The organism is Formosa sp. S-31, from assembly GCF_051172795.1.
In the GTDB taxonomy this organism is placed as follows: domain Bacteria; phylum Bacteroidota; class Bacteroidia; order Flavobacteriales; family Flavobacteriaceae; genus Formosa.
This window is the reverse complement of the sequence record NZ_JAENDK010000008.1, coordinates 761,795-779,510: the sequence shown is the minus strand read 5'-3', so window position 1 is coordinate 779,510 and position 17,716 is coordinate 761,795. Positions and strand designations below refer to the sequence as shown.

Below are 17,716 nucleotides of genomic sequence, written 5' to 3'. Positions count from 1 at the left end.
TTTTAAACCGACTAAGAATCTATGTTGAGTACATGTTATGAATTAATCCTGAACTATAATATTTTTAGGATCTTCCTTATTAAATTCCGGTTGAATATTAACATGATTAATACCAAACTCGTCGTGTAAAACGGTTTCCACCTCCTGTAAAATTTTATTAAACTCGGTTAAGGTAATATCTTCTTTAAAATCCAGATGGGCTTCCAAATGCAATTCATCATCGTTAAGATTCCAGATATGAATATGGTGTAAACGGTTTACTTTTGGAATCTGGTGTACACTTCTAATGACATTTTTTATATTAATATGTGATGGTGTGAATAACATAATCATTTGAGTAGATGATTTTAGTAAATCAAAACCTACCCAGATTAAATATAAACCTATTAAAAAGGTCAACACGCTATCTACCCAGAATAACTGAAAATATTTCATTAATAAACCACCGATTAAAACGGCCACACTTGCCATCATATCGGTTAACAAATGTAAATAAGCACTACGCATATTTAAGTTAGCATCGGCATCCCGGCGCAGTAATAAAACACTAAACCCATTAGCCAGTATACCTAATAACGCCAACCAGATTACCAGATTAGATTCTATAACTTTTGGATCCTGAAACCGTTTATAAGCTTCTATAATAAGCAGAATAGCAATTACTATTAGCGTTGAAGCATTAACAAATGCAGCTAATATTTCGGCGCGTTTATAACCAAATGTCCTGTCTATAGACGCTTTTTGTCGGGAAAGTTTAGTTGCAATATAACTAACGATTAACGAAATAACATCGGTTAAATTATGAAGTGCATCACTTAATAAAGATAAACTGCCAGACAGCAGTCCGCCTACTGCCTGGCTTATAGTTATAAGTAGATTTAAAAAGATGGAAATAACTAAATTTCGTCCTTTTAAATCGTGATGATGGTCGTGGTTATGAACATGTGTGTGACCCATTTAACAACTAACCGGCATTTTATCGATACGGTTTTGATGACGTCCGCCTTCAAACGCTGTATTTAAAAAGGCATCTACCATTTCTATAGCCTGTTCTAAAGCTGTAAAACGTGCAGGAATACTTAATATGTTAGCATTATTATGCTCTCTGGCCAACACAACAATCTCTTTAGTCCAGCATAAAGCAGAACGTACAGCCTGGTGTTTGTTGGCCGTCATATTGGCACCATTACCGCTTCCACAAATAATAATACCGAAATCGGCAGTTTTTTCAGTAACATCTGTAGCAACAGGATGAACAAAATCCGGGTAATCCACACTCGAGTTTTCATCGGTTCCATAGTTTTTAACACTGTAACCTTTTGCTTCTAAATGTTTTACAATGGCGAACTTATACTGAGTTCCTGCGTGATCATTTCCAATTGAAATTTTCATAATAAATTAAGCTATGTTATAAATTAGTATGCCGTGTTAATTAGCATGTTTTTTTAGGATTGTAAAGGTACAAAATGAGTGTTAATAATACATCTAAATCACTCATAATTACATATGTTAGCTCATTTTCAAACTGTTATAATTTTGCGATTTTGTTACTATTTGTAAACGTTTACATAACATATGTTTATAAATCGCAATTAAGTATTAATTAATTGTTAATATCTATTTATAATTTTTTGAAACTTTAATTTTCAAATCTCAACTTTTTTTATAATCAATTTTAAATTGATTCGCTCCAAAAATTTTATCCCTTTTTTTTGGAAAAGTTTTTAGACCTAAATTAATCGCTATAAACATCAAAATTCAAAATTTTTATTCAGAATTAACTGTGAATTTGAGTTATTAACAATTGTTAACAGTTATCAAAAAACACTTTATTTTCAAAGAATTGCAACTCTCATAATATGTTTATTTCATCCTGACAGAGTGTAAACTTCAAGAAATCAAAAAAAAACTTAAAAAAGTTATACCAGTTATTAACAAACCATAATAAACAGTATTTTATTTTAAATTTTTAAAAAAGAAGAATAGATAATTATATAATATGTGGATAACTGTTTTTGAAAATTAATTCGGTCATGTTTTTAAATGATATACGTTAAACTTATTACTAAAGAAACATTCGGTTTAGTTTTTATAATGTAGCTTTGTTACAATAGAAAAATAAAATATGACAAGAAAGCGAAATAAGAAAGCTTCTAAAGGCATTGCCAACCTCTCTCAAACAATTTTAAATATTCTTAGAAAGGAGCGAAATAAGACCTTTAACTACAAGCAAATCGCTGCTATATTAAATGTTAATGATGCCAGTAGTAGAAATCAGATTATAAAAAAACTACAGCAGCTATTAGCTAAAAAAGAAATTGAAGAAGTAGAACGGGGTAAATTTAAAGCGGTTGTTAACACCGAGTATTATACCGGAATTTTAGATTTAAGTGCTAAAGGTTCAGGTTATGTTATCTGCGACGAATTTGAAGATGATATCTATATAGCCTCTAATAATATAAATAAAGCTCTTAATGGAGATGAAGTAGAGCTTTATGTGTATAAACGTAGAAAGCGAGGGCGATTAGAAGGAGAAATTACGCGTATTATAAAACGTGCTAAAAGTGAGTATGTTGGCGTAATACAATTGCATAAAAATTACGGATTTGTAGTTGTAGACGGTAACAAAATGTACAAGGATATTTTTGTGCCTATTAATAAAACCGGAGATGCGGAAGATGGCGATAAAGTTTTGGTGGCATTGGAAGACTGGCCGGAAAAGGCCGATTCGCCTTATGGAAGAATTTTAAAAGTACTGGGGAAACCTGGAGAACATAATACCGAAATTCACGCGATTTTAGCCGATTACGGTTTGCCTTACGAATTTCCTTATGAGGTTGAACATTATGCAAATACCTTAGACACGTCAATAACAGCCGAAGAAATAAAGAAGCGCCGTGATATGCGTCAAACGCTTACGTTTACGATTGATCCTAAAGATGCTAAAGATTTTGATGATGCCTTATCTTTCGAAATTTTAGATAACGGAAATTATGAGATTGGAATCCATATTGCAGATGTTTCGCATTACGTTCAGGAAGGTACGGTTTTAGATGACGAAGCGTACGAACGAGCAACTTCTGTATATCTGGTAGATCGTGTAGTGCCTATGTTACCGGAAGTTTTATCTAATAATGCCTGTTCTTTGCGCCCGAATGAAGAAAAATATACCTTTTCTGCAGTGTTCGAATTAAATAATAAAGCCGAAGTTTTAAACCAGTGGTTTGGAAGAACAGTAACATACAGCGATGCACGTTTTGCTTACGAAGAAGCTCAGGCTGTTATCGAAACAAAGTCGAATGTCATTCCGGAAGACGTTTCTTTAACAGGTAAAACGTATAATACAGATCAGAATATTGCCGATGCTATTCTTAAACTGGATGAATTAGCAAAAAAAATGCGTTCTAAACGTATGCGTTCCGGTGCTATTTCGTTTGATAAGGTAGAGGTTAAGTTTAATCTGGATCAGGATAATAACCCGGTTGGCGTGTTCTTTAAAACCTCTAAAGATGCCAATAAATTAATAGAAGAATTTATGCTTCTTGCCAATAAAAAAGTTGCCGAATTTATTGGTAAACAGAAACCTGAAAAGACCTTTGTATATCGTGTTCACGACGAACCCGATGAAAGTAAATTATACGCGTTACAAAATGTGGTATCTAAATTCGGATATAAATTAAATTTTAAAGACCGTCAGTCCACTACGGCATCTTTAAACAATTTATTGACGGATGTAGTAGGTAAAAAAGAACAGAATCTTGTTGATACTTTGGCGATTAGAACCATGAGTAAGGCCGAGTATACGACGCATAATATTGGGCATTATGGTTTGGCATTCGACTATTACAGTCATTTTACTTCGCCAATTCGTCGTTATCCCGATGTTATGGCACATCGTTTGCTGCAACATTATCTCGATGGTGGAAAATCTGCTAATGAAGCGATTTATGAAGAAAAGTGTAAACATTCTAGTAATATGGAATATTTAGCTACCAAAGCAGAGCGCGATTCCATAAAGTACATGCAGATTCGATTCATGCAGGATCATGAAGAAGAGGAGTTTTTAGGCGTTATTAGTGGCGTAACCGACTGGGGAATTTATGTGGAAATCATTGATAATAAATGCGAAGGCATGGTAAGAATTCGCGATATAAAAGATGATTATTACGAATTCGACGAAAGTCAGTTTGCCATTATAGGACGATCTACTAAAAATATGTATCAGCTTGGCGATGAAGTAGTAGTAAAAGTAAAGGAAACCGATTTGGTTAAAAAGCATCTCGATTTTTATTTAATAGGAAAACACATTAATTAAACAATAGCAATTAAAATGAAGCAGTTTATAATTCTTTTTGCAGCCTTATTAACATTAAACATGACGGCTCAGAATGATATTGAAAAGAGTATTGGTGAATTTACAGAACTAAAAGTTTACGATTTAATTAAAGTTAATCTTGTAAAAGGGAATGAAAATAAAGTTGTTATAAGTGGAAACTATGCAGATAAGGTTGAAACGATAAATAAAAATGGAACCTTAAAGGTTAGAATGAGTATCGACAATAGTTTTAATGGCGATAAAACAAAAGTTACGGTATATTATAAATCTATAGAAATTATAGATGTTAACGAGGGCGCTTCTGTATCTTCTGAAGATACTATAGAGCAGTTTGAAATTGATTTAAGAGCTCAGGAGGGCGCAATTATTAATGTACCAGTAAAAGTATCGTTTGCTGTAATAAAATCCATTACAGGCGGTAATATAAAGACTGAAGGTACAGCTAAGAACGAGCAGATAAATATTTACACTGGCGGAATTTACGACGGTCAGAATTTAGAATCTGAAAAATCGAGCGTAACGATTCACGCAGCGGGCGAAGCGCACGTAAGAGCTTCTAAACTAGTTGATGTAGTAATTCGTGCCGGGGGAGATGTTTATATTTACGGTAATCCGGAAACGGTTAACGAAAATAAAGTCTTGGGCGGACGCATACTTAAAGTAGACTAATCCCTTAAGATTTCCTAAATTTGCGGAAAGATTTCGCGCTTTATGATTGAAGACATATTAAAGGCAATTCCTTTCGGAATTTTGTTATCCTTTACTATTGGTCCGGTGTTTTTCGTACTACTGGAAACCAGTGCTACAAAGGGTTTTAAGAGTGCTCTTATTTTTGACCTTGGGGTAATTTTAGCCGATATCTTCTTTATTATTGTCGCTTTTTACAGTACAAGTCGTATCCTGGAACGGATAAAAGACGATCCAAACTTTTTTATTTTCGGAGGAGTTTTACTCGTGGTTTACGGCTTTATTTCGTTTGTTAAAAATCAGAAATCTTTCCGCTCTATTGTTAGGGAATACCATAAAGTGGAAATTCGTAAAAAATACGGAAGGCTTTTTGTAAAAGGTTTTCTTCTTAATTTTATAAATGTTGGTGTGCTTTTAGGTTGGCTGGGTTTTATAGTTATAGGAAATTCCATGACCGATTCTAAAACCGGAGTTTACGTATTTCTTGGAACCATTTTAACGGTTTATTTTATTGTTGATCTTTTTAAAATTGTAGCAGCTAAATCTTTAAAAAGCAGACTTACACCCCGTATTATATTTAAAACCAAAAAAATAGTATCGCTTGTTATTTTAGGCTTTGGGGCATTGTTGTTAATTCAGGGATTTTTTCCAAAAGAGAAGGAGCGACTTAAAGAAAAAATTGAACGTATTAGTCCTTTAAATTAGACTGAAAAAATACAGCTTAAAAGGAGCTTTAATTGGTAAAAGCTTAAGTATTAATCATAAAAAAACCTCCAGAATATTCTGAAGGTTTTTCGAGGCGTCGAGCGGATTCGAACCGCTGTACAAGGTTTTGCAGACCTCTGCCTAGCCACTCGGCCACGACGCCCTATTAACGGTTCGGCAAATGTAAAAAAAATATATAGTTTATACTATTTACTTCCACTTTTTTCTTTTTTCAGACATTTTAATGGTTACCATTTCCACGTCTCCGCCAATGGGAGGGTTTAATTTACTTACACTTACGGTAGCTTTATCGACCTGATTATTTTCTTTTAAAATTCTAACCAAAATACGTTTGGCTACAGTTTCCAGTAAATAAGAGGGCTTTTTCATTTCTTCTCTCACAATACGATTTAAAAAAACATAATCTACGGTGTCGTGTAAAGCATCTGTTTTTGCAGAGGCCTGCAGATTTGCTTTAATAACCAAATCGACGCGATAATCGCTTCCTATTTTAGTTTCTTCGGTTAAACACCCATGGTTAGCAAAAATTCTTATGTTTTCTACTTTTATAATGCCCATAAACTTAAAATTAATGTGTTTTAACAGTTAATTTGACAGGATAAAAGTAAGCATTATCTCGTATAATTATAGAAAGGGTGAGTATATTTCATTAATTTTGTGCTTCATTTAAAAAGGTATTTTTTAACATATGTCTGAAGAAACTAAATCTCTAAATTTTATAGAACATATAGTGGAAAACGATTTAAAAGAAGGATTAGCTCAGGATAATCTGCGATTTCGTTTTCCGCCAGAACCTAATGGATATTTACACATTGGGCATACCAAAGCTATCGGTATTAGTTTTGGACTAGGGGAGCGCTATAATGCTCCTGTAAATCTTCGATTTGATGATACCAATCCGGTTAAGGAAGAACAGGAATACGTTGATGCCATTAAGCGCGATGTTTCTTGGTTAGGATACCAGTGGGATAAGGAAGTGTACTCATCAGATTATTTTCAGCAATTGTTTGATTGGACGATTCAGTTAATAAAAGATGGTAAAGCTTATGTCGATTCGCAATCTTCCGAAGCTATGGCCGAACAAAAAGGAACACCAACTCAGCCTGGAGTAGATGGGCCGTATCGTAACAGAACCATTGAAGAAAACCTGGATTTATTTAACAGAATGAAAGCCGGAGAATTTAATGAAGGGGAGCATGTTTTAAGAGCTAAAATAGATATGGCGCATCCTAATATGTTAATGCGCGATCCTATTATGTATCGTATTTTAAAGAAAGCACATCACCGTACCGGAAACGATTGGTGTATTTACCCAATGTACGACTGGACACATGGTGAAAGTGATTATATAGAACAGGTATCACATTCTTTATGTTCTTTAGAATTTAAGCCACACAGGGAGCTTTATAACTGGTTTAAACATAATGTGTTTCAATATTCAGAAAAGGAATTACCTATGTTACCAAAACAGCGTGAATTTGCGCGTTTAAATTTAAGCTATACCATTATGAGTAAGCGTAAATTACTAAAACTGGTAGAAGACGGTGTGGTAAATGGATGGGATGATCCGCGTATGCCTACAATTTCTGGTTTACGTCGTCGCGGATATACGCCTGCAGCTATTAGAAAGTTCGTAGAAACTGTTGGGGTTGCTAAACGCGAAAATGTGATTGACGTGTCTTTACTGGAATTTTGTATTCGTGAAGATTTAAATAAAACAGCACCTCGTGTAATGGCTGTTCTGGATCCTGTAAAAGTTGTAATTACCAATTATCCTGAAGGAAAAGAAGAGTGGTTTGATGCTGAAAATAATCCGGAAGATGATAGCGCTGGTTTTAGAAAAGTGCCCTTTTCAAGAGAAATTTATATCGAGAAGGACGATTTTAAAGAAGAGGCAAACAGTAAGTTTTTCAGACTTAAATTAGGTGGAGAAGTACGTCTGAAAAATGCTTATATCATAAAGGCTGAAGATGTTGTAAAGGATGCTAATGGTGAGATTTTAGAAATACATTGTACTTATTCAGAAGATACGTCAAAGAAAGTTAAAGGTACTTTACACTGGGTTTCTATAAAACATGCGGTAAAGGCAGAAGTTAGAGAATACGATCGTTTATTTTTAGACGAAGCACCAGACAGTCATGCAGAGAAGGATTTTATGGAGTTTCTAAATCCGGAATCTTTAAAAATAGTAACGGCATATGTAGAACCTAGTTTACAGGAAGCAAAAACAGGCGACCGTTTTCAGTTTCAACGTCTAGGCTATTTTAATGTAGATGATGATGCTACAGCAGAAAAACTGGTATTTAATAAAACCGTTGGATTGCGAGATTCATGGGCTAAAGCAGTACCAAAAGAAAGGCCACAACAGCAACAAAATAAACCAAAACAACATTTACCAGAGCGTAAGGCTATAGATATTATTCAGCAATTAGGTAAAAAATACACAAATTTACCTGAAGCAAAACAGGAAAAGGTTAAAGCAGATATTCTGGAATTAGCTAAAAATGTGTCTTATCATGAGTTGGAACCTTTATTTGGTACGGCAGCTAAAAAAGTAGGTACGCGTATTGCCGCTACCTTGGTTTTAAAAGTATTGTTAGAAAATGGCTTACAGCGTAATGCCGAAATTGATGAGTTTATAGATAAAGGACTTTCAGATTCTAACGATTTACTTGTAGAGGCTGCAAAGGCGATTTAAATTTCGTTTTACATAAACATTTAGTAAACCCTTTTAACAACGTTTTAAGGGTTTATTTTTTTTATAAAATATAGGTTTTCAATATCTTAACTAAAAATTATTAAGATGAAATCTACAGATAAACTTTTAAGTGAAATATCTCAGTTTATGTTGATGATAGAAAACGATTATCCTGAAGTATATCGCTATCTCGATGAGAATCCAATTACGATTCCCAATCAAGAACATCCAAACGTAAATATTGAAGAACTGGAAGGCTATTTACAGGGACTTAAAGATATTTTGGAACGCTACAAGGCCGAAGAAGGTTTATAACTTATAGTTTTAAATAAAAAGTGCCGTTTTAAATTTAATTTTAACACGGCACTTTTTCGTCGTTATCGTAGTATTATAATTTTACAGCTGTTCCCGAAGCGGTAACCATTAACATTCCGCCATTAGGCCCAACAGTTTCATAATCGAGATCTACGCCAACGATAGCATCAGCTCCAATTTGTTTAGCACGCTGTTCCATTTCTTTTAGAGCCAGATCTTTAGCTTCGCGTAATACTTTTTCGTAAGAGCCGGATCTTCCACCAACAATGTCCCTAATTCCGGCAAAAAAATCTTTAAACACATTTGCTCCAATAATGGTTTCACCTGTAACAATGCCCAGATATGCGCTTATTTTATGAGTTTCCAGCTTGGGTGTTGTAGATATAATCATACTATTATTTTTTAGGTGTATTACGGGCTTGTTTCATGGCTTCACCAATTTGATTACTTGCTGTAAAACTGGCTACCATATCATTTAACATGTTGCTACCTACTTGAGGTGCATTCGGTAAAAGAATTAGGTTACTGTTCGTTTCTTCACCTAAAGATTGTAATGTATCGTAATGTTGCGTTACAACGATTAGTGCAGAGGCTTCCTGCGAATTTATACCCACTCGATTTAAAACTTCTACAGATTCTTCCAGACCTCGGGCAATTTCTCGACGCTGGTCGGCGATACCCTGACCCTGTAAACGTTTACTTTCGGCTTCGGCTTTTGCTTTTTCAACAATTAAAATGCGTTGTGCATCACCTTCAAATTGTGCAGCGATTTTCTCGCGTTCTGAGGCGTTAATTCTGTTCATAGCTGCCTTCACCTGTGCATCAGGATCAATGTCTGTTACAAGCGTTTTAATGATGTCGTAGCCGTAATCCAGCATGGCATCGTTTAGTTCTGTTTTTACAGCTATGGCGATATCGTCTTTTTTAACAAATACGTCATCTAATTTCATTTTAGGAACTTCGGCACGTACCACGTCGAATACATAGGATGTAATCTGGTCGTGTGGATAATCCAGTTTATAAAATGCATCGTAAACTTTGTCTTTAATTACTTTAAACTGAACAGATATTTTTAAACGTACAAATACATCGTCCAGTGTTTTAGTTTCCACTATCACATCTAATTGCTGAATTTTTAAACTTAAGCGTCCGGCCACGCGATCTATTAATGGTATTTTTATTTGTAAACCGGATTGTCTTATAGATTGAAATTTTCCAAAGCGCTCAATAATAGCTGCAGATTGTTGTTTTACTGTAAAAAGGGCTGTTATTAATATAACTATAGCCAGGAATAAAAAGGGCATTAAAATAATTGACATGGTACTGTGTTTTTAGGTTAGACTTTATCGTAATTAAAATTACTTCTTTATTTTTTCATTTCGAGGTTTAATTCCCTGCGATTTTTATGAATTTTTATATGTTATTAGTATAAAAAACTATGGTATTCGTTACATAAAACCTTAAAATTTATGGTTTTACATAAAATTAAACGGCACATTTTATAGATTAAAAGCATTTCATTTTTCATTCACCCTTTAAATTTTTCAATTCAACGTTTTATAACGGCAGATTTAAAGTTTTTTTAGCGATTACAATATATTTGAGTAGCTATTAATCAAATCTACAGTTATGATTCGCAGGATTTTACCTCTGGTGGGACTGTCAATATTTTGTACCCAATTTACCTTTTCTCAAACCAAAAACGAGTCGGTTGCGACTACCTGGTTAACTAATCATTTTAAAGAACTTCAAACTCAAAGATCGGCTTCAGTATTAAAACATGAAACGAATACTTCGGGAGCTTCTGGTGAAACATTTCGTTACGGACAATATGTAAATAATGTACCTGTTTACGGTGTTAATCTTTCCGTTCACTTATCTCCAGATAGCGAAGTAACATTTCACTCCGGAACTTATAAAAAAAATGTATCCGCTATAAATACTACGCCAAATATTAATGAGAAAGAGGCAGTTAGTTTAGCTGCTAAAGCTTTAAATATAGAAGGTACAATTACTCAAATGGATTCTAAATTATATGTTTATAAAGATGAGGAATCAACAAGGTTAGTGTATCGTATTACCACAAATTCCAAAACCTTAAACGGGTATTGGGAAACGCTGGTAGATGCGAAAACTTCTGAAATTATAAGTACTAAAGATATTGCTCATTATCATCATGCCAGCGGCGATAACAATGAAAAGGATAAAGAGGTAGAAGCACAGGGTATGATTTTTAATCCGGATCCTTTATCGGCCAGCGGTAATGAATATGGTGGATTGTATATGGATAATAATGATGAAACCAACGATGCTTTAAATAACGCCAGAAGCCAAGTAACGTTTACCATAGCAAACAGCGAAAACGGGGTGTATAAATTAAAGGGTAAATATTCTGAAATCAAGGAAATTCAGAACCCTGAAACCGGATTATTCGAGCAAACCAGCCCTGTATTTAACTTTTCCAGAGATGAGGATGGTTTTGAAGCTGTGAACGTGTACTATCATATCGATAGAAATATGAGATACATTAATGAAACGCTTGGAATTCCATTACAATCTATGTTTAATAACGGGATAATCCTTTTCGATCCGCATGCTTTTAACGGAGCCGATAATTCATCTTATGGTGGTGGTATTTTAAAATTTGGAACCGGTGGGGTAGATGATGGTGAAGATGCCGATGTAATAGTTCATGAACTGGGGCATGGAATACACGAATGGTTAATACAAAGTAGTATTTCTCAAAAAGAAGGTTTAAGTGAAGGTTTTGGTGATTACTGGGCGCAATCTTATAGCAGGGGGTTACAAAAGAATAATAGTTCCAGAAGTAGTAAATCGTATAATAATTTATTTAAGTGGGACGGTCATAATGAATTCTGGAGTGGTCGGGTAACCAATTATGAGGCTGTATATCCGGAAGGTCTTACGGGAAAAGTGCATAAGGACGGACAAATATTTGCAACTGCCTTAATGAAAATCTGGGAGGTACTGGGTAAAGAAACTACCGATAAAATGGTACTTGAAGGCTTGTCAATGACGACTTCTGAAACCAATCAGGCCGAAGCCGCTTTAGCTATCAGACAGGCGGGGATAGATATGGGATTAGGGTGTAACGATATTACCACGGTTACCGATATTTTTAACGCAACGGGTTATAATTTACCAGAACAGCAATGTGCACGTTTAGAGGTGGCCGATTTAGAAGTTTCACGACTAATAATTTATCCTAATCCGGCGAGTGAGACGATTGCATTTAAAAACCTATCAGACGATCAGGAGATTGCTATTTATAACGTTATGGGACAAGTTGTACTGCGTAAAAATATAAACGCGAGCAATAATACAATAAATGTATCCAATCTTTCCAAAGGTATGTATCTGGTTGGTTTTAAAGGTGTATCTAACGTAATGAAGTTTATAAAACAGTAAGTTTTAAGGAAATTATAAAATAAAAAAGGAGCAGTATACTGCTCCTTTTTGTTTATATGGTTGTTGCCAACTGTTCTATTCTGTTAATGGATTCTTGTTTCCCTATCATAAACATGATGTCGAAAACATCAGGACCTTGTAAAGCACCTACCAATGCTAAACGCAGTGGCATCATAACTTTTCCAAATCCTATTTCTTTAGATGTAATCCACGATTTAATGTTGTTTTGAAGATTTTCTTCGGTGTAATCTTCAATAGTGTTAATAAGTGTCGCCACTTCACTTAAAAGCTCTCTGGTGTCTTCTTTTACGGCCTTTTTATAAGCTTTTTCATCGTAAGTTTTTGGTCCTTCAAAAAAGAAATGACTTAAATCCCAAAGATCGTTAACAAACGTAGCACGTTCCTTAATTAAATTAACAGCCATGGCCACGTAATTTACATCGATATCTTTTAATTTTTCGCAGCTGGCTTTAAAGGCTTCTGCGAGCTCATCGTTGTTTTGCTCCTGCATGTAATGGTGGTTAAACCATTTTATTTTATCCGGATCGAAACGTGCACCAGCTTTATTTACCCTGTTAATATCGAACGCTTCAACAAGTTCTTCTAAAGAAAATAATTCCTGTTCCGTTCCTGGGTTCCAGCCTAAAAATGCCAAGAAATTAATGACAGCTTCGGCAAAATAGCCGTCTTCTTTATAGCCTCTGGAAACATCTTTTGTTTGTGGATCTGTCCATTCTAACGGAAATACAGGAAAACCTAATTTATCGCCATCGCGTTTACTTAATTTTCCTTTTCCGGTAGGTTTTAAAATTAAAGGCAGATGAGCAAATTCAGGAGCCTCCCAACCAAAAGCCTGATATAATTGATAATGGAGAGCCAGAGAAGGTAACCATTCTTCGCCTCGAATAACATGTGTAATTTCCATTAAATGGTCGTCTACAATATTCGCCAGGTGATAGGTTGGCATGCCATCACTTTTAAAAAGCACCTTATCATCTAAAATATTAGTATCAATTTTTATATCACCTCTAACCATATCTTTTAAATGCAGCGTTTCATCCTGTGGCGATTTAAAACGAATAACATAATCTTCACCGGCATCTAGTTTAGCCTGAACTTCTTCTGTTGAAAGCGATAAAGAATTGTCTAATTTTAAGCGGTTATGCCAGTTATAAATAAATGTTTTGCCTTTTTCTTCATGATCTTTTCTGTGAAAATCTAAAGATTCGGCAGTATCGAATGCATAGTAAGCATGCCCAGTTGTAATTAATTGCTCAGCATAAGTTTTATATAATGCTTTGCGCTCACTTTGTCTGTAAGGCCCGAATTTTTCATTTTTTCCTGGTCCTTCATCAAAAGGAATATTACACCAATTTAAGGCATTAACAATATAGTCTTCCGCACCTTCTACATATCTGTTTTGGTCGGTATCTTCTATTCGTAAAACAAAAGTACCGTTATGTTTTTTAGCAAATAAATAATTGAATAAAGCTGTACGTACACCACCAATATGTAGTGGTCCTGTTGGGCTTGGTGCGAATCGCACACGAACATTTTTAGTCATGTTTTTTAGTTTAGGTTTGCAAAGATACAGGGATATGTGTTAAGATGAAAACTTTCGTAAAAGAGTTACGATTTTTATAGTATCCACTTTAACAGAATGTTACAAAATTCGGATATTAAAGAGTAAAATTATTGTTGTAGATTAGTGAGTTAAACGGTTATTACTTTGGATAATTTTAAAATTATAGTTGAAAAGCTTGAAGCATTTATAAGGCGTTATTACGTGAATGAACTTATAAAAGGGAGTCTTTTATTTTTTGCTATCGGGCTTTTGTATTTTATAGTAACACTTTTAGTGGAGCATTTTCTTTGGTTGAATTCTGTAGCACGGGCTGTTTTATTCTGGCTATTTATTACGGTTGAATTTGTATTGTTTGTAAAATTCCTGTGTATTCCGTTAACCCGATTGTTTAAACTGCAGAAAGGGATAAATTACGAGCAGGCGTCGGTTATTATTGGTAAACACTTTCCAGAGGTAAATGATAAATTATTAAATGTTTTACAGCTTAGTAGGGATAAGGATCAGTCTGAGCTTTTATTGGCTAGTATTAATCAGAAAGCCAGAGAATTAAGTCCTGTGCCTTTTAAATTGGCTGTTAATTTTAATCGGAATATTAAGTATGTAAAATATGCTCTTATTCCTGTTGTAATCGTTTTAATTGTTTTAGTATTAGGTAAAATTAATTGGTTTACAGATAGTTATAAACGTGTTGTAGATTACAGAACGGCCTACGAACCGCCTGCACCGTTTCAGTTTTTTGTAATAAACGATAGTTTACAGACGCTGGAGCACAGGGATTTTAAATTATTGGTTAAAACCGTTGGAACAGTTGTTCCCGAACAGGTAGAGATAAGTTTTAACGAGGAAACTTATATTCTTCAACCAACGGCTTTGGGTGGATTTGAATATGTATTTGCTAATCCTGTTTCAGATATTTCGTTTCAATTGCAGGCCAATGGTGTGCGTTCCAAAAGTTATACTTTAAAGCTTGTTGAGGTACCAACTTTACTGGGTTTTGAAATGGTTCTGGATTATCCTGCGTATACACAAAAGACAGATGAAGTTTTAAAAAGTACGGGTAATGCTGTAGTACCCGAAGGGACAAAGATAACATGGATTTTAAATACAAAGGCCACCGATCGTGTTTCTTTGGTGTCTACGGATACGGTTTTATTTTTCAGAACGGGAACAAATTTTAAAACGACTAAAAAGGTTTTTAATTCTTTACATTATGCGATTAATACAAGTAATGCTGCCTTGGAAAATTTCGAAAATTTAAATTTTTCGCTGGATGTTATAAAAGATCAGTATCCGGAAATTATTGTCGAAATGGCTAAGGATTCGGTAGATCTTAATACGATGTATTTTAAAGGGAATGTGAGCGATGATTATGGGTTGCATAAATTGAATCTGGTGTATTATAAAATGGCGGATGAAACAGATAAAAAGTCTGTCCCTTTGCCAATTTCCAAAACTAATGTTGATCAGTTTTTAAGCATTTTTCCAAACGATATTGTGTTGGAGGAAGGGGCAAGTTATAGTATGTATTTTGAAGTTTCCGACAATGATGTGCTGCATAATTTTAAGCGCACTAAAAGTGAAATATTTCAGTATAAAGTTTTAACTAAGGGGGAGAAGGAAGATAAGCAACTTCAAAATCAGCAGGAGAGTATTCAAGGTTTAAATAAATCTTTAGAACAATTCGAGGCCAATGAAGAACAACTTGAGGAGTTGTTTAAGGCACAAAGAGCAAAGCATAATTTAAGTTTTAATGATAAAAAGAAGTTGGAAGATGTATTGAAACGTCAGTCTCAACAGGAGCAGTTAATGAAGCAATACAATAAATCCTTCCAGAATAATTTAAAGGAATTTGAAACCGAGGCGGATGATCCGTTAAAAGATCAGTTGAATAAACGTTTGGAGCAAAACGAAGCTCAGTTGGAAAAGGATGAGGAATTATTAAAGGAACTAGAGGAATTACAGGATAAAATTAATAGTGAAGAATTATCTCAAAAACTAGAAGAATTAGCTAAACAAAATAAAAATCAGAAGCGTAGTTTAGAGCAGTTATTAGAGTTAACCAAACGTTTTTATGTTGCTAAAAAACTGGAAAAACTGCAACAGGATTTAGAGCAATTAGCCAATGAACAATTGAAACAGTCTAATGAAAACAGGAATGAAAACTCTTCTGAGAAGCAAGAAGTTCTTAATAAAAAATTCGATGATTTTACTAAAGATTTAGATTCACTTTCTAAGCAAAATAAAGCATTAAAGAAACCTATGTCTATCCCTCGTGACACAAATGAGGAACAAAGTATAGATAAACTTCAGGAAGATGCTAAAGAAAAGCTTGAACAGGACGCTAAACAAAATAGTCAGAATAATGAGCAGGGGAGTAATGGGGCTAAACAAGATCAAAAGAAGGCTGGGCAGAAAATGAAGCAAATGAGTGCTCAAATGCAAGAGGCTATGCAAATGGGTGGTGGTGAACAATTACAGGAAGATGCTGAAATGCTTCGTCAAATTTTAGATAATCTGTTGGTATTTTCCTTTGATGAAGAACAATTAATGAATCAATTTAATGGCATAGAAGTTAATCATAATAAGTATGCTTCTTTTTTAAGGAACCAATATGAATTACGGGAATATTTTGAACATGTAGATGATAGTTTGTTTTCTTTATCGCTTAGACAGCCTATGTTATCTGAACAGGTTAATACAGAAATTTCTAATGTGTATTTTAATATCGATAAAGCTTTGGATGAATTTTCCGAAAATCGCATTTATCAAGGTGTGTCTTCTCAGCATTATGTGTTAACAGCTACAAACACACTGGCGGATTTTTTAAGTAATATACTTGAAAATATGCAGGATCAATTACAGGCACAGGCTTCGGCTTCCTCACAGGGTAGTAAGAGTAAGCAAAGTGGAAAAGGAGAAATGCAGTTGCAGGATATAATAGTTTCCCAACAGGAATTGAATAAACAAATGTCTGAAGGAAATCAATCGGAGGGTAAAAAAACTTTTGGGAAAGAGGAAGGCGAACAAGGTGATGGTGGAAATAATAAACGTAATTCTCGTGGTGGGGATAAGGGGCAAAAGGAATCTGACACTGGCCTAAAACAGGATTCAGAGCAGATGAATGGAGAGTTATATGGTATTTACCAAAGGCAACAGGAATTGCGAAATCAGTTGGAGGATAAATTAAAGGAATTGGGTTTAGTAAAAGAAGGACAGCAGTTGTTGCGTAATATGGAATCTGTGGAAATGGACTTATTGAATCATGGTATTACTGAGCAGTCAAAGGCTAAAATGTTGAATTTTGAACATCAGTTATTAAAATTAGAGCAGGCGGCATTTCAGCAAAATATGGATACTAAGAGACAATCAGAGTCTAATTTTAAACAGTTTTCTAATAGTACAAATGAAATTTTGAATACAGTAAAACAATATTTTAATACTACTGAAATATTAAATAGACAAATCCTACCTTTGCAGCAAAATTTTAAATTAAAAGTGCAACAGTATTTTAATGCAGTAGAATGATAGAATTCAATTACGAAACAAAGTTTGAGTTAACTGATGAGGAGGGGATTTCTCAGTGGATAACTGGCACGATTTCTGAGGAAAATTGTAAGGAAGGGGAGATTAATTATATTTTTTGTGACGATGAGTACTTACATAAATTAAATGTAGAATTTCTGGATCATGATACCTTAACGGATATAATTAGTTTTGATTATTCGGTCGGAAGCGAACTTCATGGTGATATTTATATTTCTATAGAACGGGTTCAGGATAATGCAAAGGATTATAATACTGATTTTTTTACTGAATTGAATCGGGTTATTATTCACGGTATTTTACACTATTGTGGCTATAAGGATAAAACCGACGAGGATGCTAAAACTATGCGTGCTAAGGAAGATTATTATCTTAGTAAAATTTAAAAACTAACGCT

General features: G+C 34.3%; 14 protein-coding genes and 1 tRNA gene. 8 read left to right on the top strand and 7 right to left on the bottom strand.

Going from position 1 to position 17,716, the window contains the following annotated elements; translation table 11 throughout:
* Positions 1-42: 42 nt before the first annotated feature.
* Positions 43-957: a cation diffusion facilitator family transporter gene (locus tag I3217_RS13065; RefSeq protein ID WP_435050206.1), complete on the bottom strand. Its 915-nt coding sequence runs from the start codon at positions 955-957 to the stop codon at positions 43-45.
* Complete coding sequence (locus I3217_RS13060) at positions 958-1,392, bottom strand: RpiB/LacA/LacB family sugar-phosphate isomerase (protein WP_435050205.1); 435 nt, start codon at positions 1,390-1,392, stop codon at positions 958-960.
* A 733-nt stretch (positions 1,393-2,125) separates the two neighbouring features.
* Between I3217_RS13060 and rnr the strand changes: the two genes are divergently transcribed.
* From rnr to I3217_RS13045, 3 genes are read left to right on the top strand one after another with little or no spacing between them, the layout of a single operon-like run.
* Complete coding sequence (gene rnr / locus I3217_RS13055; protein ID WP_435050204.1) at positions 2,126-4,315, top strand: ribonuclease R; 2,190 nt, start codon at positions 2,126-2,128, stop codon at positions 4,313-4,315.
* A gap of 15 nt (positions 4,316-4,330) precedes the next feature.
* Positions 4,331-5,005 carry a head GIN domain-containing protein gene (locus I3217_RS13050; RefSeq protein ID WP_435050203.1) on the top strand — a complete coding sequence of 225 codons (675 nt, stop codon included), beginning with the start codon at positions 4,331-4,333 and terminating at the stop codon, positions 5,003-5,005.
* Between the two features lie 42 nt (positions 5,006-5,047).
* Positions 5,048-5,728 (top strand): LysE family translocator, encoded by a 681-nt coding sequence (locus tag I3217_RS13045; protein ID WP_435050202.1) that lies wholly within the window; start codon positions 5,048-5,050, stop codon positions 5,726-5,728.
* Positions 5,729-5,820: 92 nt separating this feature from the next.
* Here the strand turns inward: I3217_RS13045 and I3217_RS13040 are convergent.
* A tRNA-Cys gene (locus I3217_RS13040) sits at positions 5,821-5,891 on the bottom strand.
* Between the two features lie 47 nt (positions 5,892-5,938).
* Positions 5,939-6,307, bottom strand: a complete 369-nt coding sequence (gene folB, locus I3217_RS13035; RefSeq protein WP_435050201.1) for a dihydroneopterin aldolase — start codon at positions 6,305-6,307, stop codon at positions 5,939-5,941.
* Between the two features lie 130 nt (positions 6,308-6,437).
* Between folB and I3217_RS13030 the strand changes: the two genes are divergently transcribed.
* Both I3217_RS13030 and I3217_RS13025 read left to right on the top strand, forming a co-directional pair.
* On the top strand, positions 6,438-8,447 hold the full coding sequence (locus tag I3217_RS13030; RefSeq protein ID WP_435050200.1) for a glutamine--tRNA ligase/YqeY domain fusion protein: 2,010 nt from the start codon (positions 6,438-6,440) through the stop codon (positions 8,445-8,447).
* Between the two features lie 105 nt (positions 8,448-8,552).
* Positions 8,553-8,762 (top strand): hypothetical protein, encoded by a 210-nt coding sequence (locus I3217_RS13025; protein WP_435050199.1) that lies wholly within the window; start codon positions 8,553-8,555, stop codon positions 8,760-8,762.
* A 73-nt stretch (positions 8,763-8,835) separates the two neighbouring features.
* Here the strand turns inward: I3217_RS13025 and I3217_RS13020 are convergent, their stop codons facing one another.
* Positions 8,836-9,153, bottom strand: coding sequence for a heavy metal-binding domain-containing protein (locus I3217_RS13020; protein WP_435050198.1), 318 nt, complete (start codon positions 9,151-9,153; stop codon positions 8,836-8,838).
* Between the two features lie 4 nt (positions 9,154-9,157).
* Positions 9,158-10,081: an SPFH domain-containing protein gene (locus I3217_RS13015; RefSeq protein ID WP_435050197.1), complete on the bottom strand. Its 924-nt coding sequence runs from the start codon at positions 10,079-10,081 to the stop codon at positions 9,158-9,160.
* Between the two features lie 310 nt (positions 10,082-10,391).
* Here I3217_RS13015 and I3217_RS13010 point away from each other — a divergent pair, with 310 nt between their 5' ends.
* Positions 10,392-12,191: a T9SS type A sorting domain-containing protein gene (locus I3217_RS13010; RefSeq protein WP_435050196.1), complete on the top strand. Its 1,800-nt coding sequence runs from the start codon at positions 10,392-10,394 to the stop codon at positions 12,189-12,191.
* A 52-nt stretch (positions 12,192-12,243) separates the two neighbouring features.
* On the opposite strand, the gene gltX is transcribed toward I3217_RS13010, so the two are convergent.
* Positions 12,244-13,755: a glutamate--tRNA ligase gene (gene gltX, locus I3217_RS13005; protein WP_435050195.1), complete on the bottom strand. Its 1,512-nt coding sequence runs from the start codon at positions 13,753-13,755 to the stop codon at positions 12,244-12,246.
* Positions 13,756-13,920: 165 nt separating this feature from the next.
* Here gltX and I3217_RS13000 point away from each other — a divergent pair, with 165 nt between their 5' ends.
* Positions 13,921-17,301 carry a hypothetical protein gene (locus I3217_RS13000; RefSeq protein ID WP_435050194.1) on the top strand — a complete coding sequence of 1,127 codons (3,381 nt, stop codon included), beginning with the start codon at positions 13,921-13,923 and terminating at the stop codon, positions 17,299-17,301.
* The gene (ybeY, locus tag I3217_RS12995; protein ID WP_435050193.1) at positions 17,298-17,705 is read left to right on the top strand and encodes an rRNA maturation RNase YbeY; all 408 of its coding nucleotides are present in this window, start codon (positions 17,298-17,300) and stop codon (positions 17,703-17,705) included. Before I3217_RS13000 ends, ybeY begins: the two co-directional genes overlap by 4 nt.
* Positions 17,706-17,716: the final 11 nt, after the last annotated feature.

Excerpts from the sequence above, each read along its gene's own strand:
- I3217_RS13020 (WP_435050198.1), bottom strand. The coding sequence starts at position 9,153 with ATGATTATATCTACAACACCCAAGCTGGAAACTCATAAAATAAGCGCA.
- rnr (WP_435050204.1), top strand. The coding sequence starts at position 2,126 with ATGACAAGAAAGCGAAATAAGAAAGCTTCTAAAGGCATTGCCAACCTC.
- I3217_RS13045 (WP_435050202.1), top strand. The coding sequence starts at position 5,048 with ATGATTGAAGACATATTAAAGGCAATTCCTTTCGGAATTTTGTTATCC.
- I3217_RS13025 (WP_435050199.1), top strand. The coding sequence starts at position 8,553 with ATGAAATCTACAGATAAACTTTTAAGTGAAATATCTCAGTTTATGTTG.
- I3217_RS13030 (WP_435050200.1), top strand. The coding sequence starts at position 6,438 with ATGTCTGAAGAAACTAAATCTCTAAATTTTATAGAACATATAGTGGAA.
- folB (WP_435050201.1), bottom strand. The coding sequence starts at position 6,307 with ATGGGCATTATAAAAGTAGAAAACATAAGAATTTTTGCTAACCATGGG.
- gltX (WP_435050195.1), bottom strand. The coding sequence starts at position 13,755 with ATGACTAAAAATGTTCGTGTGCGATTCGCACCAAGCCCAACAGGACCA.
- I3217_RS13060 (WP_435050205.1), bottom strand. The coding sequence starts at position 1,392 with ATGAAAATTTCAATTGGAAATGATCACGCAGGAACTCAGTATAAGTTC.
- I3217_RS13065 (WP_435050206.1), bottom strand. The coding sequence starts at position 957 with ATGGGTCACACACATGTTCATAACCACGACCATCATCACGATTTAAAA.
- I3217_RS13010 (WP_435050196.1), top strand. The coding sequence starts at position 10,392 with ATGATTCGCAGGATTTTACCTCTGGTGGGACTGTCAATATTTTGTACC.
- I3217_RS13050 (WP_435050203.1), top strand. The coding sequence starts at position 4,331 with ATGAAGCAGTTTATAATTCTTTTTGCAGCCTTATTAACATTAAACATG.
- I3217_RS13015 (WP_435050197.1), bottom strand. The coding sequence starts at position 10,081 with ATGTCAATTATTTTAATGCCCTTTTTATTCCTGGCTATAGTTATATTA.
- ybeY (WP_435050193.1), top strand. The coding sequence starts at position 17,298 with ATGATAGAATTCAATTACGAAACAAAGTTTGAGTTAACTGATGAGGAG.